We start from the raw sequence: 22,772 nt of genomic DNA on the forward strand, positions 1-22,772 counted from the left end.
TAGCACATCATCATGCAGTCTAAACGGATCAAATACTACTTACTGGGCCTGTCCATCACAGGCATGATCCTGTTTATCATCCTGCAGTTCAATTCTTCGCGGAATATCCGCCAGCTCATCTCCGGCAATGAACAGATGCTGCAGGAACTGAAAGTGAAGAACGAGCTGCAGAAACTGCAAACCAATATCGCCAAAACAGACAGCAAGGTAAGAGGCACCGTTATTGCCCAGGATACCCTCCACATCACCGGCATTGAGGCAGAAATAGCCATTATCAAATCAGACCTCAGTACTATCAATAAAATGATGCTGGACGACAGCACAGAAAAGCTGCTCACCCAGCTCAATTACCTGGTGGATGAAAAGAATAATTTCAGCGTACAGGTATTGGATACTTTTTATGGCCAGGGCAAATATGCGGCAGAAAGGATCATCAACAATGAGAAAGGCAAACGCCTGGGAGAGGCCATTAATAATATCCTGCATTCACTGGACAGCACCCGGCAAACAGCCGTGAACCACACCGTGCACATCGTAGATACCAGCGGGCAGAAAGCCCTGCACTGGGGCACTGTACTGGTGTGCTGCGCCTGTATTGCCAGCCTGCTGGGCTTTGTATACATTGCCAGCCGTATCCAGAAACAGGAGCAGCTGATAGAAGCGTTGGACGAATCACAACAGCAGGAACGTAAACTGTCTGCCATCAAAGAGCAGTTCCTGGCCAATATGAGCCACGAGATCCGGACGCCCATGAACGCGGTGCTGGGTTTTACCCGCCTGTTACAGGGCCAGCCCCTCAATGAAAAATCCAGGGAATACCTGGGCGCCATCCAGAGCGCCGGTGAGAACCTGCTGGATATCATCAATGATATACTCGACATTTCCAAGATAGAATCCGGTATGATGCGGCTGGAGCCCGTTTCCTTCAGCCTGCGCGGCAGCCTGCATTCCCTGCAGACCATGTTCCTGCCCAAGGCCGCGGAAAAACGCCTCAGCCTCAGCGTGCTCATTGACGATAATGTGCCGGATATATTATACGGCGATGCCTTACGCCTTACACAGGTGCTGGTAAACCTCATCAACAACGCCATCAAGTTCACCAACGAAGGCGCCGTTACTATCCGCGTGGGCCGCATTGGAGGCAACGATACTTTTGTTCGTTTGCTCTTTACCGTTAAGGATACCGGCATTGGTATCGCCACGGATAAACTGCCGCATGTATTTGACCGCTTTAACCAGGCAGAGGCCAATACCACCCGCAAATACGGCGGCACCGGCCTGGGGCTGGCCATCGTAAAACAGCTGGTAGAGCTACAACATGGCAGCGTAGCAGTAGAAAGCCTGCCAGGAAAAGGCAGCACCTTTAAAGTAGAGCTGCCCTATACCCTGGGCGAAGTGATCCCGGAATCCGGCATAGACCTGTACAACGGCCACAATGGCCATGGGCCGCTGGCCTCCACAGACGCTCACCTGCTCATAGCAGAAGATAACCGCATGAACCAGGACCTGCTGCGGCACCTGCTGCATAACTGGCGCCTGCGTTTCCAGGTGGTGAATAATGGCCGTGATGTGCTGAGCGCCCTCGAAAAACAGCATTTCGACCTGGTGCTCATGGATATACAGATGCCGGAAATGGACGGTTATACCGCCGCGCAGAAGATCCGCCAGGAGCTGCATTCCAATATTCCCATCATCGCCATGACCGCCCACGCTATGGCAGGCGAGCGCGAAAAATGCCTCAGCTACGGCATGAATGAATATGTGGCTAAACCCATCCGCGAAGAAGAGCTGTACCGCCTGATCCAGGTCTTTACCGGCAAAACAGCGCCGCCGGAATGGCTGGCCGCCAATGTGCATTTGCCGCTGCATAAAGAGGCGCCGCCACAGCTGATCAGCCTCCAGTACCTGCGGGAGCTCTCCAAAGGCGACCAGGCCTTTGAGCGCACCATGCTGCAACAATTCATTGCACAACTGCCGGAAGACCTTTCCCTCTTAAAAAAAGCCATTATGGAAGAGGATCTCACCGCTATCCGCAGCATAGCCCATAACATCAAGACCACCGTTTCGTTTATCGGATTGGAGCGGCAGCTCTACCCCTATCTCACCCCCATGGAGCAGCTGCACGCCGCCCATTATGATCCCGCACAAACCGCCGCGCAATTTGACACCCTGCGGCTACTCTGTATGCAGGCGGTAGAAGAAGCGCTGGAGATACTTGTCTAAGTAATTTTTCCCATCAAAGCAACGTTCCCCTTTTTTACTGCGTATATGCATGCATTCGCTTTTATGCGGACTTGACCGTATCCATGCTACGGGCAATTGTGTCTTTATTCAAAAACTTAAGAGAACAGCAACAATGAAAAAGAAGTTAACCATCTTCGCCCGCCCGGCGTTTAGAACGGGTATGGCCATGCTTAGCCTTGCATTTGCCGCAAGCTGCCACAAAGACGATCATAACCAGGATCCAATGCCGCAACCGGCCCGCAACGATTACCAACAGGTTAACCTTGTATCAGACAGACCCGGTTTTAATGCAGCCGTCATTGATACCAACCTGGTAAATGCCTGGGGCATCTCATCATCCCCGGCCGGCACCATCTGGGTATCCTCCGCTTTCAAAGGGCTTAGTACCCTATATCGGGGAGGCGATACCGTATTAGCGCCCGTGACCATTCCGCTGGCAGGCCCCGGTCTTCCGCCATTCCCCGGAATAGGTGTAGTGACCGGTCAGGTCTTCAATGATGACTCCACCAATTTCATTTTCCAGGTGGATAAGATCACCGCAAAAAGCCGTTTTATCTTTGTTACCATCACCGGCTCAGTGGCTGCCTGGGCAGCCGGCCCCACTGCTGTAACAGTAGTAGATAACTCCGCTACCGCGGTATATACCGGCGTAACCATAGCCAAAGATGCAGGCGCTGCTTACCTGTATGCAGCCAATAGCCTCTCAGGTAAGATCGATGTATTTGATAAGAACTTCCACGCTGTCACCAGCAAACCTTTTCTTGATCCGCAGATGCCAACCGGTTTTACGCCGTTTAACATCAAACTGATCAACGATATGCTGTTTGTTGCTTATGCCAAACCCATACCCGGCGGTGCGGAAAAATTAGTGGGCAGCGGTTATGTTGATATTTTCAAAACAGACGGTACGCTGGTGAAACGTTTTGCATCCAAAGACTCCTTAAACGCCCCCTGGGGCCTGGCCCTGGCAAACGCCACATTCTCCGGCGGTAAAGAGACCATCCTGGTGGGTAATTTCGGCGATGGCCGTATTAATATGTACGACCTCAACGGCGGCTTTCTGGGCCAGCTAAAGAGCGGACAACAACCATTGGAAGTGGATGGCCTCTGGGCGCTGGAAGCAAATATGCCCAAACAGGATCCCAACCGTATATATTTTGCCGCAGGGCCTGAAAAGGAGACCCATGGCCTGTTTGGCTACCTGGTAAGAAAGCCCTGATCTTGCCTTTTTAAATAGCAACGTTTCTTTTTTCCTGTTCAACGACAGTTATTCCCTGTTCACCGAAAGGGGGGCAATAGGGTGGATAGTTACGGCTAATTTTAGGTCAGCAGTTCTACAAAAACATTATTGAACAATTCAAAAAAAGAAACATCATGAACATCAAGAAAAGCCTGATCGCTATTGCAGTATTTATGAGCGTTACCGCTATCACTTTTGCTCAGGAGCCTGCAAAAGCAAAACATCCTAAAGCTGCCAAAGAAGGCAAAATGTCTTCTGACACCACTAAGGCTGGTCATCATCATGTGAAGAAAATGAAAGAAGAGAAGAAAGGCTAATAGCACGGATAAGATGCAACAGAAAAGCCCACTTGCCTGACGGCGGTGGGCTTTCTGATTTTTACAGCTCAAGTCTTTTACCCGCGCCATGATAAGCGCCGGTACTCGTGTGATGTATTGATACTAACTTTCTTTAACTATACCGCCATAAGTCAGGCGTAACATGGGCGTCCATCCAATCTGGCCAATATATTCCATCCGGGCGCCCAGATCCCAATGGCCCGCCTGGAAGCCCAGCAACGGGGCGCCGGTAAACCGCAAACCAGGCTGCAGCCCGCCCATCTTAATCCCCGGGCCGGCGGCAGCGCCCACATAAAAGTACCGGCCTGTTAAGATCCTGATGCCCGCCATTAAAGGAAAAAAACTGAACGCATCTTCCGTTTCAATGATGTTATAATATGGGATATAAGGGCTTGGACTGGTGGTAACCCTCCGGTTCATTAATTGCATCCAGCCGGTAATGAGCAGCAGCGATATGTTCCCTTCCCATCCCTTCTCCAGGTAAGCCTCCAGACCGGGGTTCCAATCCCCCCGGAAATTAACGTTCACCAAAGGCCCGGCGGATAGCCACCAGCCTTTGCGGCTTTGCTGCTGCTGTCCGGCCTGCGGCGTTAACAACGAGGGCGTGGCAATACCTATCTCCCAGCCTACCCAGTTCCGTGTGGCGTGCTCGTAACGGGCATACGCGGCAGCATACGCTTCCGGCGTTACAATATCCTTATAACCATCCCACGGGGGATCGTTATTGATATACCGGTTGAATACCGGTCCGCCAAACAGCAACAGGTGTTTGCCTGCCCGCACATTCACCAGCGATTTAAGCTGCAGGAGCCGGTTATCCCAGGTAAGCCGTTTAATAAGGTTATACTGCGCCTGTACGCCAATAGACACGGCTTTGCCCAATACCACATCGTGCCCTAGCCCAAACCCAACGGCAAATGCTTTCTGATGTTTCGAGATATCTACCCCGGCGCTAATAATGCTATACAGGTGGGCATTGCCCAGCTTAACGCCCATATTAGTATTCAGCAGGTCATTCGTGGACGCTACTATCTGGTGATAGCCATCCCGCACCAGGTTCAGGATACCCAGGCTGTACCCGCTGGAGCTGTCTGCTATATTCACCAGGCCTATCTGCCAGCCTTTTAGTTTACGGGCACGGTTCACCAGTGCCAGCTGTCCGCCACGCACCACGCCACTCCCTTCATTCAATACGGATGATACCTGGACGCCCTTTAAGGTATCCACCACTCTGTTATGGACGCCGGCGGCCTGCACGCCTTTAAAATTACCTTCATTGATATTTACCACCCCTGCCAGCTGCAGGTTACGGCCATCGCCACGGTGAATGTTAAAAAGGCCGCCTAGCGCGCCGTAAGAAGTACCATAGGTGACCCCGCCAAAAGGCCGGAAACTGGCTTTCCTTCCCTTGCGCGCCAGCAGCTTTTTCTCCCATATAGTGATAGGCTCCAGGTTGCGTACCTGCATAGGCGGCAACGCGCCATAGAGGTTGTGCGTAGCGGGCCGCAGGATCAGGTAGCGGCCTTCTTCCAGGTAATCATACCGCCCTGCAAACAGGCGGTCCAGCACTTGCCGCAAGGGCTGCTCCTGCACGGAGAGGCTCACCAGGCTATCCTGCGGCAGAATGGCTGCGTTATAGGAAAAGGAGAAATGCTCCTGGCTGGCTATTTTGTTCAGTACCACACATAACGGCTCCTGCCGTACCGATATAGTAACAGGGTTACTCAACAGGCCCTGGGCCTGTAGTGACAGTGTTGTACAACTTATTAAAAGACCCGTTAGTAACAGGCGCATCGCGTGCTTTTTATTTTATATAGATCTGCTGACCATGCCGTTCTATATGTATTTGAGGAAATGTTTTTTCGATCACAGATAATATCTGATCCAGTGAATCGTCCTCAAAGGTAGCATTGATCTTAAGATGTTCCAGTTCCCTATTCTCGACTATGATCTTTATGCCATAGACCGCTTTCAATTTCCGGACAAGCATACCCAGTGGCGTATTATTGCATATAAACTGGTGGGTACGGTAATACGCGTACAATTGATCCGGGTTGGGGCCTTTTTGCAGATATCCTTTGCCATCTGATGAGACAACTTCTCCCGGTTGTACCTCCTCAATCTTGCTGCCAGAGCGTACGCGCACAGATCCTGTTTCAACGATCACTACCATCCCATCACTCCCGGTACTCCATTTAACTGTACATACATTAAAAGAGGTGCCCAATACCTGAACAGTATCCCCGTTGGCAATCACCTCAAACGGATGCCGTTCATCCGGCGCTATCTCAAAAAAGGCTTCACCATCCAGCCGTACTTTACGCCCCTTGTATTCAAGGGTAGTATGTTTATTGAGTGTCACACGGGAACCGTCCGGTAAAGTGTCTTTAACTACACTGTCATCCGCCCGCAGGGCCAGCTGCTTTGTAGCCTGGCTGCTATCCCGGGTTAACCACCAGCCGCCTGCCACAGCAGCCAGCAACACGGCCGCCGCCGCATACACAATACGCCTGCGCTGCCGCATCCGGATCACCCTTGCCTCCGTAGCCGCAAAAATCCTATCCTGCAAACGCAGCCAGGCTTGCGCCTCATCTACGGTGCTATGCGCCGCCAGCTCCCTGCTTTGCTCCCATATAAGCGTAAAATGATTAAAATAACGCTGGTTCTCTGCAGGCCCGGACAGCCAAACGCGTACTTGTTCCACTTCAGCCATGGTCGCCTCTTCCAGCAGGTATTTTGCCAGCAGTTCATCAGTAACATTGTTAGTTGCTTCTTTCATGGCTTTCAGTTAACGGTTGAACAATAATATTAACAGCGGCAAAAAATCCACCAGCCTGCCGCGCAGGATCCGCAACGCCTTACCTACCTGGTTCTCCACTGTTTTAACGGCAATGCCCAAACGGTCTGCGATCTCCTGGTACTTCAGCATTTCAAAACGGCTCATCTGGAAAATGGTACGGCACTGCTCCGGCAGCTCATTCATGGCCAGGTACAATTGCTGCTCCAGCTCCCCCAGCAGCAGCTTATCCGCCGTTTTGCTGGTATGCCCGCTCTGATGGTACACCGCATGTTGCTGGTAGGCCTGTTTTACCTTGGCATGTTTCAGGTGGTTAAGGCTATCGTGGTACACCGCGCGGTACAGATAGGCTGCCAGCGATTGGTTTACGGTGATCCGTTCCTTTTTTTCCCATAGCTTAAAGAACATCTGCTGTACGATGTCTTCCGCCAGGGCATCATCTTTTACGATGGTGCAGGCATAGGCATGCAGGGCCTTAAAATAGGTTTTAAAAGCCTTTTCCAGCATAATGGTCCCATCTGAATGCAGCCATTCCGCGCTGCCTGTATCCTTCTCCATTTGGTATATTGACAACCGGGTGTAAAGATCCCCCTACGGACAGAAATAAAAAAGTCCCCCGGCGCGTACCGGGGGACTTTTTTTATAGCTTATCTGCGCCTTATTTCAGGCCATCCAATTTCTTCTTCACTTCTTCCACTTTAGCAGTCTGGTTTTTGATCGCGTAGATCTTCTGCAGTGCATACAGGCAGCTTTCGTAGGTCTGCTTGTCGCCCTGGTCCAGGTTGCCTTTAGCGGTAAAGCTGGCGTCTGCTTTCTCAAAATAAGGCAGTGCTGTGTTCATCAGCTCTTCTACTTTGGCCTGCAGTTCCTTTGCTTTGGGAGAGCTTTGCTCCTTGCTGCTTAAACCGTTCAGTTCCTTGTTGAAACCTACAGCGCGGTTAAAGAACAGCGCGCCTAACTGGAAGTTAGCGGTAGGATCAGCTGCATTCAGCTCCAGCGCCTTTTTGTAGGCAGCTTCGGCTTTATTCATCAGCTCATCATAGTTAGCGGGTTTAGGCTGATCTTCCCCTTTTTCATCGCGGGGATTGGCCATATTGTCCACACGTATCGCATAATCAAGCTGGGTCTGGAAATCGTTAGGATTTTCCTGCACTTTCTTTTCCAACATGGAGATTAATTCCGCAGTTTTACCTGTTTTGGAATAATAGATCATCTCCATATCATTAAAGCGCTTGTCTTTAGGAAATGCCTTTTTGCCGTCTTCGATGGTTTTAAGCCAGTTAGCCTGGTCGCCTTTTTCTTCATAAGCCTGTGCCAGCAGTACATACAGGGCAGGTTCGCCCTTGAATTGCAGGTCAGCGGCTTTCTGCAGGTATTTCAGCGCGTCTTCTTTCTGACCGGCCTGTTGTGCGGCGTAGCCAATGTAGAAGGTCATAGAAGTATCCGTGGGGATAGAACCGGTGAGGCCCTTACCATTGTAATACTCTGCAATGTCGAATGCCTTTTTAAAGTTGGTGTAGGCAGAATCCCATTTCTGGTCATTCAGGTTGCCATAACCGGCGTTACCTACGGTAGCATACAGGTTAAACATGCGGTTCTGCATTTCAAGCAATGCTTCCGGCAGTTTGGCGTTTTTGTCAAGCGCTGTTTTGTAGGCTTCAAAAGCTTCGGAAGCTTCTGCTACGCTTTTGTCCTTGGTAGCCATGGCTTCCATCACCTTGCCCTTTACGTACCAAGTTTTGGCATCATCCTTTGTTTTCTCGTTCTGCAGTGCTTCGTCAATGTCTGCCTTGGCTTTGGCCAGATCCTGGCTCTTCAGTGCTTCCTCAGCACTGTTCACCTTACCTCTTTGCGCCACGGCAGCAAATCCTACGCTGCAAAAAAGAAAAGATACCAATAGTTTTTTCATGAGCTCAATTTTTTAGTTGCTGATAACAATATAAGTATGGTTCAAGTTTACTCCGTAACCTGTTCCGGTGCGTCGTCTGTACCTTCAGCACCTGCAGCGTCTTCCGTACCTTCAGCGCCTGCGGTGTTGGCTGCGCCTTCGGTAGCTGCAGTACCTTCCGTACCCTCCACTATTTCAGCTTCTCCGTTGGGGAGCTCCTCCTGCTCATCCAGCCTTGCTACAGCGGCTATTTCATCGCTATCATCCAGGCGGATCAGGCGTACCCCCTGGGTGGCCCTGCCGGCTTCGCGGATATCCGCTACCGCCATACGGATGGTGATACCGGATTTACAGGTGATCATCAGGTCATCTTTTTCCGTTACATCCAGTACTGCGATCAGATTACCAGTCTTTTCCGTGATGTTAATGGTCTTAACGCCTTTGCCCCCGCGGTTGGTGATACGGTACTCCTCTATGCTGGTCCTTTTACCAAAACCTTTCTCTGAAACAACGAGTATGGTACGGGACTCATCCTCTTTATTAACACAAATCATACCAACCACCTCATCTTTCTCGTTATCCACCTCTATGCCCCTTACGCCAATGGCGCCGCGGCCGGTGTCACGCACGGTATTCTCGGGGAAGCGGATGGCCCTGCCGCTCTGGATGGCCATCATCATTTCGCTGTTGCCGTTGGTGAGCTTTGCCTCCAGCAACTGGTCGCCTTCATTGATCGTGATGGCGTTCACTCCATTCTGACGCGGGCGGGAGAACTCTTCGAGCAGGGTTTTCTTGATGATCCCGTTCTTGGTACAGAGTACAATATAGTGGTTATTGATAAAATCTTTATCCCCCAGGTCTTTAATATCTATGATCGCGCGGATCTTATCATCTGTAGGCAGGGTGATAAGGTTCTGGATAGCGCGGCCCTTGCTTTGTTTTTCGCCCTCGGGTATCTCGTACACTTTTAACCAGAAACAGCGGCCCTTTTCTGTAAAGAACAGCATGGTATGGTGGGTAGAAGCTACGAACAGGTGCTCTATATAGTCCTCCTCACGGGTTTTGCCGCCTATGGCGCCACGGCCGCCGCGTTTCTGCTGGCGGTAATCGTAGGCAGAGGTGCGTTTGATATAACCCAGGTGGGAAATGGTGATCACCACGTCTTCTTCCGCGATGATATCTTCTATACGCATTTCGCTGGCCAGGTACTGGATCTCGGTACGGCGATCGTCGCCAAATTTCTTCTTCACTTCCGCCAGCTCGTCCTTGATGATCTGGAAACGCAGGCCTTCGTCGGCCAGTATGTCCTTCAGGTGGGAGATCAGTTTCATTACTTCGTCGTATTCTTCCTTGATCTTATCGCGCTCCATGCCGGTAAGGCGTTGCAGGCGCAATTCCAGGATGGCTTTGGATTGCAGCTCGGACAGGCCGAAATTGCTCATCAATCCTTCCTTGGCTTCATCCGGCGTACGGGAAGCGCGGATCAGGGCGATCACTTCGTCCAGGTGATCCAGGGCAATGAGATAGCCCTGCAGGATATGGGCCTTTTCTTCCGCCTTGCGCAGGTCGTACCGGGTACGGCGCAGCACCACTTCATGACGGAACTCTACAAACTCTACCAGCAGCTCTTTCAGGTTCAGGATCCGCGGACGGCCTTTCACCAGGGCCACGTTATTGATACCGTAAGAGGTCTGCAGTTCGGAGTATTTATACAGCTGGTTCACCACTACGTTGGCGATCGCCTCGCGTTTGAGGTCAATTACCAGGCGCATGCCTTCGCGGTCGCTTTCATCACGCACTTCGGAAATGCCTTCAATGATCTTATCGTCTGCCAGCTGGGCTATCTTCTGGTGTAATACGGCTTTATTGATCTGGTACGGCAGCTCATAGATCACCAGCCTTTCACGGCCGGCCTTGGTGGTTTCCACATTGATCTTACCACGTACCACTACCCTGCCGCGGCCTGTTTCAAACCCTTGTTTTACGCCTTCATAGCCATATATGATACCGCCCGTAGGAAAGTCCGGGGCTTTTACATGTTTGATGAGGTCTTCTACGGTGATGTCACGGTTGTCGATATAGGCGATCAGGCCATCCACCACTTCGCTCAGGTTGTGAGGCATGATGTTGGTGGCCATACCTACGGCAATACCGGAGGCGCCGTTCACCAGCAGGTTAGGAATGCGGGTGGGCAGTACGGTAGGCTCTTCCAGGGTATCGTCAAAGTTCAGGGTGAAATCAACCGTTTCCTTTTCGATATCCTCCAGCATGGCCTCAGCGATCTTCTGCATACGCACCTCCGTATAACGCATGGCCGCCGGATCGTCACCGTCCACGGAGCCAAAGTTACCCTGGCCGTCTACCAGCGGGTAGCGCATGGTCCAGGTCTGTACCAGGCGGGCGATGGTGTCATAGATGGCCTTATCGCCGTGCGGGTGGAACTTACCCATTACCTCGCCCACCACACGGGCAGATTTCTTGTAGGGCTTATTGCTGTTGTTACCCAGCTCGTTCATCCCAAATAACACGCGGCGGTGTACAGGCTTCATACCATCCCTTACATCGGGCAAGGCACGGCCTACGATCACAGACATGGAATAGTCTATGTACGCCGTTTTCATCTGTTCCTCAATATTGATCTGGATAATCCTGGAGTCCTGTTGACCGTCCTGCTGATTTTCCGTAATGTCTGCCATAGATGAGTTTTGATTTTAGATGTACGATCTTAGAAATGCCCCTTGCAATGGTGTTGTTGCAGGCCGGGTTTACATTGAAATCTAAAATCGTAAACCGTACATCGTTAATTATTGGTTTACAGTTTTTTCTGTTCAATTGTAAGAGGAGCAAATATAGGCTTTTTCAGGCAGTATTTTGCCGTTTGGGGGAATGAATGTGAATAAATAAGGTATTGTCAGAAAGCCCGTTTTTGACGGCCTTCAGCGAACCCGGCATTTTTCTGTTTTTAGCATCTTCATTTGATGCTCACTATCGGGTAATTCTGTTATTTTTGCCTGACAGTCAACCATTAAGCTAATTATATATGTGACTATTTCAATATAGAATAAAACAAATAATTGGCAAACTATTTGTTCCTAACACCATGAAAATCAAAGAATAAAGGAAATCGGCAAAAATAAATTGGGGATGATTGAAATCGGATTTCACGGAAATTCCGAACATATGTAAGATCACTGCTGTTATTTCCCCTGATCCAGTAACCATGTTTTAATGTTTAAAGAAGGACTATGAGAAACATCCTGTTGTTTGGCGCCGGTAAATCGGCCACCTGCCTGATCGATTATCTGCTGGCGAATGCGCCCAGGCAGAAATGGCATGTGACGGTGGTGGACCATGACTTAATGTTGATAAAGGCGAAAACCGGTAAATCCTACTATGTTACCCCTATTGCTATTGACGTAAAGGACCAGGCAGCCCGGCAACCGCTCATCGCGGAAACGGACCTGGTGATATCCCTGTTACCGCCTGCGCTGCATATACTGGTAGCGCGCGACTGCCTGCAGTTCAATAAACACCTGCTTACCGCCTCCTATATCGATCCGGATGTGCGCAAGCTGCAGAAGGATATCCAGAAAGCCGGCCTGCTGTTCATGTATGAAATGGGCCTGGACCCGGGCATAGATCATATGTCCGCCATGAAAGTGATCCACTCCATCGAGAAAAAAGGAGGCCTGATCTATTCCTTCCGCTCTTACTGCGGCGGCCTCATCTCCCCGGAAAGCAACGACAATCCCTGGCAATACAAGATCTCCTGGAACGCGCGTAACATCGTGCTGGCCGGCCAGGCGGGCGCCACTTTCAAAGATAAGGGCAAGGTAAAGGAGCTGAGCCACGAGCAGCTGTTTGACCAGTCCAAGACCATTATGATCCCCGGCCTGGGCAAACTGGCCTATTATCCCAACCGGGACTCGCTGGCGTATATGTCGTCCTATAACCTGGAGAACATTCCCACCTTTATGCGGGCTACCCTGCGCTACCCGGACTTCTGCGAGGGCTGGAGCGCCATTATCCGCCTGGGGCTTACAGACGACAGCCGCAAGATCCAGACGGATAACCTCACGTATTTTAAATGGGCCAGCCAGCATGTAAAACTGGATAAACAGCTCAGCAACGAGGAGAACATTGCCCTGCACCTGGGCGTGAGCAGCAAATCAAAAATTATCCGCCAGCTGAAATACCTTGGATTATTAAATGGAGAAGTGATAAATTTGGGGGAGCAAACCAATGCGGCCATCCTGCAGCATATCATGGAAACGCGCCTGAGCATGCAGCCTAATGATAAGGATATGATCGTGATGATGCACGAGATAGAGTTTGAAAGGCGTAATATGGCAACCCGCATGCACAGCTACATGATCGTACAGGGCGAAGATAATCTCCGCACCGCCATGGCAAAAACAGTAGGTTTACCGCTGGGCATTATGGCCAAGCTGGTACTGCAGGAAAAAGTATCGTTAACCGGCCTGCAGATTCCTACCATGCCCGAAGTATACAATCCCGTACTAAAAGAACTGGAAGAATTCGACATCCGTTTTGAGGAGAGTTTTGAATAGCAAAATATTTGATTCCTATGATGAACTCTTCTGAGTGATAGTAAAGCCCCCCGTACAACCGGGGGGCTTCTTTATTTGGTCAATGATGATTAACGGCTAAAGGCCAGCAGCTTTTCCATCAGCTCTGCAACGCCGGTGGTGGCGGGCTTTTCTATAATATGCAGGTTGGGTATCCCTCCTACTTCCGGTATGCTTTTATCGATCACGAACTTAGGCACATCCTCCGGCACATAGTTCAACAGACCAGCAGCGGGGTATACATTCAGCGAAGTACCTACTACCACAAACACATCCGCCTGCAGCACTTCTTCCAATGCTACTTCGATCATGGGCACCGCCTCGCCAAACCAAACGATATGCGGACGCAGCTGGCCGCCATCAGCAGCCAGATCACCCAGCCGGATATCTTCCGTAATGGGATAAATACGGTTTTCGTCCAGCACGCTGCGCATCTTAAAGATCTCGCCATGCAGGTGCAGCACATGGTTAGAGCCGCCGCGCTCATGGAGATCGTCTATATTCTGCGTAATGATCCGCACATCAAACAACTCCTGCAGCTTTGCCAGACCCGTATGGGCGGCATTGGGCTGCGCCTGCAGCACATCCTTACGGCGCAGGTTATAAAAATCCAGCACCAGGCCGGGGTTCTTCTGCCAGCCCTGGGGGGAGGCTACTTCATAAATATCATACTCTTCCCACAGGCCATTGGTGTCCCTGAAGGTCTTGATCCCGCTCTCCGCGCTGATCCCAGCGCCGGAAAGCACTACTAAACGAGGTTTCACGGTTTTAACAATTAAATTTTAATGAATGAATCTGTCATCGGTCACGGCTATGCTGCTGTGTTGGCATCCTGCTGTTTAAGCAATATAACGCTATATCCTGTAATACGATATGTATAGCGTGTTATTATCCAACATACGGACTTAACATTATATTTGCACAAAATTAACATAGCAAATTGCGTACTTACCGATATTTCTTTTACTGTTCTATTTTTATTTTGATAACAGGCCAGGCCTTTGCCCAGACAGACAGCGCCAGCAGGGGCGCTTCCGGGCTTATACGCGATACCATGCCGGCTGCAGGCGATACCACGCTGCCATCCAATACCCGCACAGCGGGCTACGCACACGATACTGTACCCGTCCCGCGCGATACCAGTTTTACCACCGGCAAAACCATTACTGGCAAAAATGACAGCACCATACGGTACCGCATCAACGGTACCTATCTCAGAAGCATCGTAGAAGACCTGGCCTATACCGCCAGCCGCCCCTTCCACTGGGGGCCAACCGACTTCACCCGTTTTGGCGTGGTAGTAGGTACCGCCGGTGTGCTGATGGCCGGCGACTATGAGATCAAACAGCTTTTTGCGCGTAACCATACCAATCTGCAGGACCAGGTAGCGCACCAGATAGAGCCATTTGGCAATGCCTATTCTCCTTACCTGATCGTGGGCATGTACCTGGCCGGGGTGGTAAGCAAACAACGGCAGCTGGAACATGCCTCGCTGATGACGGCCAAATCACTGCTCATCTCTACAGCGCTGTACACCTTTACCAAGATAGTTATACGGCGGCAACGGCCTTCCTTTGGAGATAATCCCTTTAATTTTCAGGCGCCTTTTTCCAATGATAAACAGCATACCTCCTTCCCTTCCGGGCATATGCTTACGGTGACCACCGTGGCCACCGCCTTGTCAGAAATATATGGGGAAGACCATCCCTGGGTACCTTGGGTAGCTTATAGCGTAGCGGGGTTAACAGGGGTATCGCGCCTATACCACAACCGTCACTGGAGCAGCGACGTATGGATAGGCGCGTCCTTAGGCTATTTTGTTACAAAGACCGTTTTTAAGCACCAGCGTCAGCGCTCAAAAAAGGGTACTTATAATCAGTTGGCGGTACCATAGTTTCCTTCACGGTACGGGCGCTTAACCAGCGGTACATATTCAGCGCGGAGCCGGCTTTATCGTTGGTGCCGGATGCCCGCGCGCCGCCAAAAGGCTGCTGCCCCACCACTGCGCCGGTAGGCTTGTCGTTGATATAGAAGTTACCCGCACTGTTCTCCAGCTTTTTAGTAGCCAGGTCTATGGCGTAACGGTCCTGCGAAATAATGGAACCGGTCAGCGCATAGTCAGAGGTCTTGTCTACAATGTCCAGCGTAGCTTCAAACTGGTCAGCTTCGTATACGTAGATGGTCAGCACGGGGCCAAAGATCTCCTCGCACATGGTGGTGTACAGGGGATCCGTAGTAACGATCACCGTAGGCTCCACGAAATAACCATCCGTTTTGCTGTAACCGCCGCCGGCAAAGATCTTCGCCTTCGGATCCTTCTTCGCATTATCTATATAGGCAGCGATCTTATCAAAAGAACGCTCGCTGATCACCGCGTTGATGAAATTACCAAAGTCTTCTACCGTGCCCATTTTCATGGTGCCCAGCATTTCCTTCAGCTTATTCAGCACGGCGTCTGCGATATTAGACGGCAGGTACGCGCGGGAAGCAGCGGAACATTTCTGTCCCTGGTATTCAAACGCGCCGCGGGCCAGTGCCGTAGCTACCACGTCTACCTGGGCAGATGCGTGTACCATTACAAAGTCCTTACCGCCGGTTTCACCTACAATACGGGGGTATGCCCGGTATTTATTGATATTGCCGCCGATGATCTTCCACATCTGCTGGAATACGCCGGTAGAGCCGGTAAAATGCAGACCCGCAAAATCCCGGTGATTAAAGCAGATATCGCCCAGCGTGGGACCGTCCGCATACACCAGGTTGATCACACCGGCAGGCAGGCCCGCCTCGATCAGGATCTGCATGAACATAGCCGCAGCAAATACCGCCGTTTCCGCAGGTTTCCATACCACTACGTTACCACACATGGCTGGCGCAGTAGGCAGGTTACCGCCAATAGCGGTAAAGTTGAACGGCGTAACGGCCAGCAGGAACCCTTCCAGTGGACGGTATTCCGTTCTGTTATGGATCCCCTGTGGGCTGGCTGGCTGCTGTTTATAGATCTCGGTCAGGTAATGCACGTTAAAGCGCAGGAAATCGATCAGCTCACAGGCGCTGTCAATCTCCGCCTGGTAGGCGTTCTTGCTCTGGCCCAGCATAGTGGCCGCATTCATATGGTAGCGGTACTTGGTGGCGATGAGCTCAGCGGCGCGCAGGAAGATAGCGGCCCGCTGTTCCCAGGGGGTGGCCGCCCATTGTGCGCGGGCAGCCAGCGCAGCGTCTACCGCGGTTTTTACATGGCTGGCGTCGCCCATATGGAACTGGCCCAGCTTGTGTTTTATTTCATGCGGCGGATGGATCTCCACCGTTTTACCGGTGCGTACCTCCTGGCCGTTTATATACATAGGAAGATCAACCGGCGCGGCTTTAAATGCGGCGAGTTGTTTTTTCAATGCAACCCTCTCGGGCGATCCTGGCGCGTAGCTGTATACGGGTTCATTCTGGGGCGCTGCAAATTGAAAATAAGCGTTATGCATCCTCAATAAGATTTATTGGTTTATGATTCTGTTGTAATCTGCTATCTGCTGGTATACTACTATTGTATACTACTATCGTATACTATTATGGTATAATTACTATGAAAATTTACTATGGCAATATGCCAATGCGTAATGCGCTCATACGCTGATACTGGAATCGCTTCCATTCATTAGCATATCAGCACATCAACACATCAGCACATTAATTACTTTTCTTCTTCCTTCGCGTTCATCAGGTAAGCCTTTATAAAGCCGCCCAGTTCCCCGTCCATAACGGGTTGTACGTTGCCCACTTCAAAATCCGTACGGTGATCCTTGATCATCTTATACGGGTGGAACACGTAGGAACGGATCTGCGAGCCCCATTCGATCTTACGTTTGTTCGCGTTGGCGGCGTTCTTCAGCTCTTCGCGCTTGCGGATCTCCTCTTCATATAAGCGGGACTTTAACATGGTGAGGGCTTTTTCGCGGTTCTCACCCTGTGTACGGGCCTGCTGACATTCGATGATGATACCGGAAGGAATGTGCTTTAAACGCACGGCGGTTTCCACCTTGTTTACGTTCTGTCCGCCTTTACCACCGGAACGGTAGAATTCCCATTCCAGGTCGGCAGGGTTTACGGCTATCTCTATCGTATCATCCACCAGCGGATATACGAAAACAGATGCAAAGGAGGTATGCCTGCGGGCGTTGGCGTCAAAAGGCGAGATGCGCACCAGGCGGTGCACGCCGCTTTCTGCTTTCAGCAAACCGTAGGCAAAATCGCCGTCGAATTCAAGCGTAGCGGATTTGATGCCGGCGCCATCGCCGTACTGTACATCAATTTCCGATACTTTCCAGCCCTGTTTCTCACCGTACATGCGGTACATACGCAGGAGCATTTCCGCCCAATCCTGGCTTTCGGTACCACCGGCGCCAGAGTTGATCGTCAATACACCCGGCATTTCATCTTCCGGCTGATTCAGGGTGGACTTAAATTCCAGCTCATCCAGGGCGCTCAGCGCTTTCTGGTAAGCTTCCTGTACTTCTTCTTCTGTAGCTTCCCCTTCCTTCTGGAAATCATTCAATACACTGCTGTCCTCGATGGAGGTTTGCACCTGCTCATGGAGGTCTACCCAGAATTTATTGACCTTGATCTCTTTCAGGATGGATGTTGCCCGGGCGTTGTCGTCCCAGAAGCCGGGGGCAAGGGTAAGCTGTTTGTCATTTTCGATTTTAGCTATGCGGTCCGGGACGTTAAAGAAAACCTCCCAGGACGTGGAGACGGTCCCTCATAGCTTTAAGTTGCTCTGCTGTCATAGTGGCCGCAAATGTAATGAAAATGTGTGAATGTGCCAGACATTGTATATATCCCTTAGATTAGTATATTAACATATTGTTTAGCATAATATTTGTATATTTCTTTTTACGCTTTTCCTTCGAATGTAGAAAACCTAACTATTGCTATGGCAGCCGATGAGACCCTGCGGTATAAGAATCAGTCTGTTTTTCACGTCATTGGGTTTATACTGGTGATAGCTGTGAATATACTGGCAGTACAGCTTCCCATCAATGGACAACATACCGGCGAAGTATCAGATAAATACACACATCTGCTCATTCCCATACCGGCTACATTCGGTATATGGGGTATCATATATCTTGCCCTGCTGGCTTTTACCATTTATCAGTTATGGCTCGCTTTCTGGGGAGATCATCCACAGGAGCTGTCACATTTTATACATCAGATGAAACACTGGTGGTTGATCAGCTGCCTGGCCAATGCCTCCTGGCTGTTTGCCTGGCATTATGAAATACTGCAGGTCTCCTTTCTGCTGATGTTACTGCTCCTTACCTCGCTCATCGCTATCCATCATAACTTTTCCATTGGCCATCAGGCCTTCTCCAACCGGGAAAAATACCTGCTGCATTATCCCTTTAGCCTCTACCTGGGCTGGGTAAGCTTTGCCGCCCTGGCTAACCTCACCGCCCTGATGGTATACTGGGGCTGGCAGGGCCAGGGTATTTCCATGGTCACCTGGACGGTGCTCATGATCAGCATCAGCGCAGGCCTGTGCGTATACATGATCCTGCAGCATAATAATATCATCTTTGGGATGGTTCATATATGGGCGCTCTGGGGCGTGATCATGCAGCGCCGCCACCCGGACCAGGTCACCGCCCCCGCTGTAGTACATGCCTGCTTTATCGCCATTGCCATGATCGCTATTACCATCCTGTGGAAATGGTACCAGCAGCGAAGCGCCAGCTAGCTGGCTAAAAGCTATCCCATTTTACGGATTTATGTACCAGTTTATCGCTTAACGCAAAACTAACTGGCAAATCTGCGTTCTAACAGTTAATTTTGGTCAGTATAAATCCACTTAACTATGTTCCCATCGGTGAATCCTACCACTACCAAGGCCTGGCAACAGCTGCAACAGCACGCAGCAAAGATGAAGCAGGTGCACATGCGCAACCTTTTTGCAGAAGATGCGCAACGGTTTGAAAAGTTCTCCCTGCGCTTTGAAGAGATACTGTTCGATTTTTCGAAGAACCTGATCACGGAAGAGACCCGTGCCCTCCTGCTGGAACTGGCCCGCGAAAGCCAGGCAGAAGCGGCCATCAAAGCCATGTTTAGCGCAGAGAAGATCAACGCCACCGAAAACCGCGCGGTGCTGCACACCGCCCTGCGCAACACTTCCAACACCCCGGTAATGCTGGACGGACAGGACGTAATGCAGGACGTGAACAAAGTGCTGCAGAAGATGGAACACTACTGTTCGCAGATCCACTCCGGCGCGCTTCGTGGTTATACGGGCAAGCCCATACGTTATATTGTCAACATCGGCATAGGCGGCTCTGACCTGGGCCCGGTAATGGTGACAGAAGCCCTGCGCCCCTACTGGATAAAAGGCATGCAGCCTTATTTTGTTTCCAACGTAGACGGCACCCATATTGCCGAAACGCTGAAGAAAGTAACGCCGGAGGAAACCCTTTTCCTCGTAGCCTCCAAGACCTTCACCACCCAGGAAACCATGACCAACGCCATGACCGCCCGTCAATGGTTCATGGACTCCGCTAAGGATGAAGCACATATCGCCCTCCATTTTGCCGCCCTCTCCACCAACGAGAAAGCCGTAAAAGCATTTGGCATCAACCCGGAGAACATGTTTGAATTCTGGGATTGGGTTGGCGGCCGCTATTCCCTGTGGTCCGCTATTGGCCTGAGCATTGCCCTCACTGTCGGTTTTGATAACTTCAAGGCCCTCCTCGATGGCGCGCATGCAGTAGACCAGCACTTCACCCAAACGCCGTTCGAAAAGAACATTCCCGTGATCATGGCCCTGGTAGGCCTCTGGTACGGCAACTTCTTTGACGCAGACACCGAAGCGATCTTACCTTACGACCAATACATGCACCGCTTTGCCGCCTATTTCCAGCAAGGGAATATGGAGAGCAACGGTAAATACGTAGACCGTAACGGCGCCGCCGTTCCTTACCAGACCGGCCCCGTAGTATGGGGCGAGCCCGGCACCAACGGCCAGCACGCCTTTTACCAGCTGATCCACCAGGGCACTAAACTGATCCCCTGCGACTTTATAGCGCCGGCAATCAGCCACAACCCTATTGGCGATCATCATGTAAAACTGCTCTCTAACTTCTTCGCACAAACGGAGGCGCTCATGAATGGCAAAACACCGGAAGAAGTACGCGCTGAGCTGGAGAAATCCGGCATGAGCGGCGAGGCGCTGGAAAAGCTGTTGCCGTATAAAGTATTTACCGGCAACCGTCCTTCCAACTCTTTCCTGGTAAAAGAGATCACACCGCGTTCCTTAGGCTCCCTGATTGCGCTGTATGAGCACAAGATCTTTATTCAAGGCGTTATCTGGAACATCTATACCTTTGATCAATGGGGGGTAGAACTGGGTAAACAGCTGGCCAACAAGATCCTGCCTGAGCTGCAGAGCGATGCCAAAGTAACCGCCCACGATGCCAGCACTAATGGGCTGATCAACGCGTGGAAGGCGATGAAAAAGTAAGTTTTAGTTGTTGTTTATAAATTAAGAACGCTCATGGTATGGCCATGGGCGTTCTTGTTTTGGTGGAGGTCTGATATTATAGCTGCGTGTTTTGTTTGATTGATTCGAAATCTATTCTATAGCCGGCGGATTTAAATAGCTGATGGTTTTCTTATTTGTCTTCGGTTTGGTCGGTACAATTGGCTTTATGGCTGATGGTTTCTTATTTGTCCTGGGGTTGGCAGGTGCATTGGGCTTTATGGCTGATGGTTTTCTTATTTGTTCTGGGTTTAGCAGGTGCAATGGGCTTTATGGCTGATGGTTTTCTTATTTGTCCTGGGTTTGGCAGGTGCAATGGGCTTTATGGCTGATGGTTTCTTATTTGTCTTGGGTTTGGCGGGTGCATTGGCTTTATGGCTGATGGTTTTCTTATTTGTCCTGGGTTTAGCAGGTGCAATGGGCTTTATGACGAGAGGGTTCCTTATTTGTTCTGGGTTTAGCAGGTGCAATGGGCTTTATGGCTGATGGTTTCTTATTTATCCTGGGTTTGGCAGGTGCAATGGGCTTTATGGCGAGAGGGTTCCTCATCTATCCCGCGCCTGGCAGGTTCAAAAACGGCCTGCGCCTGCCGCGGGGAGTTCGTTTGGCAAGTAGGCCGCAGGAACCCGCGCCAGCCAAGGGCCGTTTTGAATCCTGCCTGGCAATGCTAATATGCCGTAAGGAGATATGGGAGCCCTAAAAAATGCGATAGGCCGCTCGGGGTCCCGGTGGTTCTGGCCGGTATAATTGTAGTGGGGATTATTAGTACTATCCATTACAGTGGTATAAAGTTTGGTAGATCCTTGGGGCATCATACGATATATAGCCCGATGCATATTAATGGGAACGAGAACATTGAAAACATTAGGAACATTAGGGACATTAGGAACATTAGCAACATTGAGAACATTAGGAGTATTGAGAATATTGGGAGTATTGGAACCATTGAGAACACCTAAAATATGCAGCCCTTTCAGATAGTAATGATTGTTCAGACCAACATATGTGTATGGATTATTAACGTCATCCATCAATATGTATAAAGTTCACGTATACTTTAGTGAACATCCAGGCTGATGATAAATGCCCCTTATAAGATATTAGTATTTTGGACATTTTTAAGCCCCTACCAGCGCAGGCGGCCCAATAAATACCCCAATTACCCAATTGGAACACCTTATTATCAGCAGTCGATCGCCTTAAGAGCCGGGCAGGATTCAAAACGGCCCTTGGCTGGCGCGGGTTTTTGCAGCCTATTTGCCAAACGAACTCCCCGCGGCAGGCGCAGGCCGTTTTTGAACCTGCCCGGCGCAGGCGAGTACTGAAGAACGTGCAACTCCCAACCGCCCCAATCTGGACACAGAATATATCGAACCTCCCCAGTAAACCACGCGACCACTGAAGAACATGCACCAACCCAATCTGCATACAGAATACATCAAACCTCCCCAGTAAACCACGCAACCACTGAAGAACATGCACCAACCCAATCTGCATACAGAATACATCGAACCTCCCCAGCAAACCACCCAACCACTGTAGAACATGCAACTATTCATAACAGACAAGCACAACGCATTACACCAAGCCTCATAAACGAACCTCCGCTGCCTACTGCACAAAAAAAAACCTCCGGAAAAATCCGGAGGTCATATTCTTGAATAAGCGTAAAATCTTACCATTTGTCTACATCATCTGTGTGGGAAGCAGCGGCTGCAGCTGCGGGCGCGGCTACTACAGCTTCTACTACGGGAGCGCTTTCAACGGCTACAGTAGCAGCAGTGTCTACTACTTCACCATCGTCCTCTCCGTCTTCTCTCACATAATCGTGGTTGTAAGCATCAAAGTCGAAATCGGGCATCAACTCGGTTTTTACGTAGTTGATGGTTTCGGTTAATGCATTCAGGAACTTGTTAAAGTCCTCCTTGTACAGGAATACCTTATGCCTGTCGTACCCGTTGTCATTGAAACGTTTTTTGCTCTCTGTGATTGTCAGAAAGTAGTCGTTTCCCCGAGTGGTCTTTACATCAAAGAAGTAAGTCCTTCTTTTACCCGCTTTCAATCGCTTAGAAAAGATGCTGTCGTTGTTTCTTTCCTGTTGATTGTTGTTTTCGTACGCCACAGTTGATAGATTTAAGTTGTTAACGAATCAATCCA

Annotated in this window: 17 protein-coding genes; 7 read left to right on the forward strand and 10 right to left on the reverse strand. The window is 50.4% G+C overall.

Going from position 1 to position 22,772, the window contains the following annotated elements; all coding sequences use genetic code 11:
- The first annotated feature begins 12 nt into the window (after positions 1-12).
- The 3 genes from F0L74_RS20700 to F0L74_RS20710 all read left to right on the forward strand — a co-directional run bounded on the left by F0L74_RS20700 (position 13) and on the right by F0L74_RS20710 (position 3,801).
- Positions 13-2,223 carry an ATP-binding protein gene (locus tag F0L74_RS20700; RefSeq protein WP_149839823.1) on the forward strand — a complete coding sequence of 737 codons (2,211 nt, stop codon included), beginning with the start codon at positions 13-15 and terminating at the stop codon, positions 2,221-2,223.
- A 133-nt stretch (positions 2,224-2,356) separates the two neighbouring features.
- Entirely contained in the window at positions 2,357-3,463 is a 1,107-nt protein-coding gene (locus tag F0L74_RS20705; RefSeq protein ID WP_188316088.1) for a TIGR03118 family protein, read from the forward strand.
- A 155-nt stretch (positions 3,464-3,618) separates the two neighbouring features.
- Positions 3,619-3,801 (forward strand): hypothetical protein, encoded by a 183-nt coding sequence (locus tag F0L74_RS20710; protein WP_149839825.1) that lies wholly within the window; start codon positions 3,619-3,621, stop codon positions 3,799-3,801.
- A 123-nt stretch (positions 3,802-3,924) separates the two neighbouring features.
- Here F0L74_RS20710 and F0L74_RS20715 read toward each other — a convergent pair whose 3' ends face one another.
- The 5 genes from F0L74_RS20715 to gyrA all read right to left on the reverse strand — a co-directional run bounded on the left by F0L74_RS20715 (position 3,925) and on the right by gyrA (position 11,203).
- On the reverse strand, positions 3,925-5,616 hold the full coding sequence (locus tag F0L74_RS20715; protein WP_149839826.1) for an STN domain-containing protein: 1,692 nt from the start codon (positions 5,614-5,616) through the stop codon (positions 3,925-3,927).
- Positions 5,617-5,626: 10 nt separating this feature from the next.
- Positions 5,627-6,601, reverse strand: a complete 975-nt coding sequence (locus F0L74_RS20720) for a FecR family protein (protein ID WP_149839827.1) — start codon at positions 6,599-6,601, stop codon at positions 5,627-5,629.
- Positions 6,602-6,610: 9 nt separating this feature from the next.
- Positions 6,611-7,177, reverse strand: a complete 567-nt coding sequence (locus F0L74_RS20725) for an RNA polymerase sigma-70 factor (protein WP_149839828.1) — start codon at positions 7,175-7,177, stop codon at positions 6,611-6,613.
- Positions 7,178-7,277: 100 nt separating this feature from the next.
- Positions 7,278-8,528, reverse strand: a complete 1,251-nt coding sequence (locus F0L74_RS20730; RefSeq protein ID WP_149839829.1) for a tetratricopeptide repeat protein — start codon at positions 8,526-8,528, stop codon at positions 7,278-7,280.
- A 47-nt stretch (positions 8,529-8,575) separates the two neighbouring features.
- Positions 8,576-11,203 carry a DNA gyrase subunit A gene (gene gyrA, locus F0L74_RS20735; protein WP_246197777.1) on the reverse strand — a complete coding sequence of 876 codons (2,628 nt, stop codon included), beginning with the start codon at positions 11,201-11,203 and terminating at the stop codon, positions 8,576-8,578.
- Between the two features lie 549 nt (positions 11,204-11,752).
- Here gyrA and F0L74_RS20740 point away from each other — a divergent pair.
- Complete coding sequence (locus F0L74_RS20740) at positions 11,753-13,078, forward strand: saccharopine dehydrogenase C-terminal domain-containing protein (protein ID WP_149839830.1); 1,326 nt, start codon at positions 11,753-11,755, stop codon at positions 13,076-13,078.
- A gap of 89 nt (positions 13,079-13,167) precedes the next feature.
- Here F0L74_RS20740 and F0L74_RS20745 read toward each other — a convergent pair whose 3' ends face one another.
- The gene (locus F0L74_RS20745) at positions 13,168-13,860 is read right to left on the reverse strand and encodes an SIR2 family NAD-dependent protein deacylase (RefSeq protein WP_149839831.1); all 693 of its coding nucleotides are present in this window, start codon (positions 13,858-13,860) and stop codon (positions 13,168-13,170) included.
- Between the two features lie 218 nt (positions 13,861-14,078).
- On the opposite strand from F0L74_RS20745, the gene F0L74_RS20750 reads away from it, so the two are divergent.
- Entirely contained in the window at positions 14,079-14,990 is a 912-nt protein-coding gene (locus F0L74_RS20750; protein ID WP_246197778.1) for a phosphatase PAP2 family protein, read from the forward strand.
- Here F0L74_RS20750 and pruA read toward each other — a convergent pair.
- Positions 14,932-16,572 (reverse strand): L-glutamate gamma-semialdehyde dehydrogenase, encoded by a 1,641-nt coding sequence (pruA, locus tag F0L74_RS20755; protein WP_149839832.1) that lies wholly within the window; start codon positions 16,570-16,572, stop codon positions 14,932-14,934. The genes F0L74_RS20750 and pruA overlap by 59 nt on opposite strands.
- A 209-nt stretch (positions 16,573-16,781) precedes the next feature.
- A protein-coding gene (gene prfB / locus F0L74_RS20760) for a peptide chain release factor 2 (RefSeq protein ID WP_149839833.1) occupies positions 16,782-17,874 on the reverse strand; the annotation gives its coding sequence in 2 pieces (ribosomal slippage) (positions 16,782-17,813 and positions 17,815-17,874; 1,092 coding nt in all).
- A gap of 146 nt (positions 17,875-18,020) precedes the next feature.
- Between prfB and F0L74_RS20765 the strand changes: the two genes are divergently transcribed.
- Together F0L74_RS20765 and pgi are read left to right on the forward strand one after the other, a co-directional pair.
- Entirely contained in the window at positions 18,021-18,827 is an 807-nt protein-coding gene (locus tag F0L74_RS20765) for a TspO-related membrane protein (RefSeq protein WP_149839834.1), read from the forward strand.
- Positions 18,828-18,944: 117 nt separating this feature from the next.
- Positions 18,945-20,597: a glucose-6-phosphate isomerase gene (pgi, locus tag F0L74_RS20770; RefSeq protein WP_149839835.1), complete on the forward strand. Its 1,653-nt coding sequence runs from the start codon at positions 18,945-18,947 to the stop codon at positions 20,595-20,597.
- Between the two features lie 587 nt (positions 20,598-21,184).
- Here pgi and F0L74_RS20775 read toward each other — a convergent pair.
- Both F0L74_RS20775 and F0L74_RS20780 read right to left on the reverse strand, forming a co-directional pair.
- A complete protein-coding gene (locus F0L74_RS20775; protein ID WP_149839836.1) occupies positions 21,185-21,646 on the reverse strand; it encodes a hypothetical protein in 462 nt (153 codons plus the stop codon).
- Positions 21,647-22,290: 644 nt separating this feature from the next.
- Complete coding sequence (locus F0L74_RS20780; protein ID WP_149839837.1) at positions 22,291-22,737, reverse strand: DUF3276 family protein; 447 nt, start codon at positions 22,735-22,737, stop codon at positions 22,291-22,293.
- Positions 22,738-22,772: the final 35 nt, after the last annotated feature.

Source organism: Chitinophaga agrisoli, from assembly GCF_008386695.1.
In the GTDB taxonomy this organism is placed as follows: domain Bacteria; phylum Bacteroidota; class Bacteroidia; order Chitinophagales; family Chitinophagaceae; genus Chitinophaga; species Chitinophaga agrisoli.